Genomic DNA, 504 nt, shown 5'->3' on the forward strand with positions numbered 1-504 from the left:
GTCATCGGCTTCCACCACGCCCAGCGCGGTGGGGTCTACGTGGACGGGGTGGAGCTCGGGGCCAACCCGCGCGGCTGGTGGGACAACGTGGCGTTCGTCCCGCAGTCCGTCACCGTGGTCAACGGGACGGTGCTGCACAACGTGCTCCTGGACGTCGAGGCCACCCAGACGGCGGACCGGGCCGAGGTGGAGCGCGTGCTGCGCGAAGCCCAGCTGGGCCAGTGGCTGGACGAGCTCCCCGACGGCCTGGACACCGTGATCGGCGAAGGGGCCGTGGGCGTCTCCGGCGGCCAGCGCCAGCGCCTGGGCATCGCGCGCGCGCTCTTCCGGCGCCCCCGCTCCTCGTGCTCGACGAGGCGACGTCGGCCCTCGACAACCTCACGGAACGCCGGGTCACCGAGGTGATCGAGTCGCTGCGCGGCCGGATCACGGTCATCGTGGTCGCCCACCGTCTCTCCACGGTCAAGCGCTGCGATCAGATCGTGCTGATGGACCAGGGGCGGA

The 504-nt window shown here is 72.0% G+C and carries 1 protein-coding gene; it reads left to right on the forward strand.

Annotation, left to right across the window (positions count from 1 at the left end; genetic code table 11):
- The coding region (locus UN64_RS21975; RefSeq protein ID WP_216352823.1) for an ATP-binding cassette domain-containing protein at positions 1-405 on the forward strand (405 nt) is incomplete at its 5' end.
- Positions 406-504 lie beyond the last annotated feature (99 nt).

The organism is Fictibacillus arsenicus, from assembly GCF_001999465.1.
GTDB lineage: Bacteria > Bacillota > Bacilli > Bacillales > Fictibacillaceae > Fictibacillus > Fictibacillus arsenicus.